The following is a 1,063-nucleotide window of genomic DNA, read 5'->3' on the forward strand; positions in this document are numbered from 1 at the left end:
CACAATGACCTTTCAGCCAAGCCCTTCAGGTGGAATAAGACGGCTGAATCAATCATCAGCTCCGTAAACAAAGCAAAGCTGGGGGCGATAAAGAATAAGTTATTGAATTAACCGCTCAGGACACTAGAGTCCAGGCCGACTTAGAGTTGGCACTGCTGGACCGATTCAATAAGTATGCGGTAAGTCAAGACCATATCGTTTTCTCTGGAGGTATCGCATTAAATTCGGTCGCCAATCACAAGATCAGGACAAGCCTCTCGCCCAAGAGCTTTTTTCTGTTGCCGGCTCAACATGATGCTGGTGTAGCGATTGGTGCCGCCGCAGCCGCGTTGTATTGGTCGACGGGGCACGTTCCAACAGCACTGTTCGACACTGATTTCCTTGGCGTAATTTATGATCTTAACGATGTATTTCTAGCGCTCAATAAATACTCGAACAGGGTAAAAATCAGTAAAGTCGATACGCAAGTGATAGCCACGCAATTGTCTAAAGGGAAGGTATTTGGTCATTTCTCATTAACGCTGGGCAGCGAGTTCGGCCCACGAGCACTGGGCGCGAGATCAATCTTGGCGGATCCGAGAAAAAAGGAAACTTGGCTTCATATCAACCGTTGGATTAAGTACCGAGAAGACTTCCGGCCCTTCGCACCAATGGTGACGAGTGAGTCTGCCGAGATTTTCTTTGATTGCAATGTCGATTTACCCTACATGCTAGAGATCGTCGAGGTGCGTGATGGCTACCGGGAAGCACTGGGGGCTGTGACGCACGTCGACGGTACGGCGAGAGTGCAGACCGTCGACAAATCGCGAAACCCTGAAATCCATCGCTTGCTCAAGTCATTTGAAGTGATCACTGGTCTACCGGTGCTTTTAAACACGTCGTTCAACGTGCGTGGGCAGCCTATTGTCGAGACGCCAATCCAAGCTTTGGAGATGCTACTTAGGGAGACGCTGCAAAAATAGCCAACCGTCCCCACCCTTGGCACACTGAGTACCTTCAACCAACCACCCTCTCCGTGAGCGTTACGCGCGTGCAGAAGACCTTCTCCGAACTCGAATACACC

At 50.1% G+C, this 1,063-nt stretch carries 1 protein-coding gene; it reads left to right on the forward strand.

The genetic code is table 11. The features are described 5' to 3' along the window. The first annotated feature begins 146 nt into the window (after window positions 1–146). Entirely contained in the window at window positions 147–962 is an 816-nt protein-coding gene (locus ACZYSM_RS29175) for a carbamoyltransferase C-terminal domain-containing protein (RefSeq protein WP_489077137.1), read from the forward strand. Window positions 963–1,063: the final 101 nt, after the last annotated feature.

The sequence above is a fragment of the Pseudomonas sp. F220 genome (assembly GCF_057813935.1).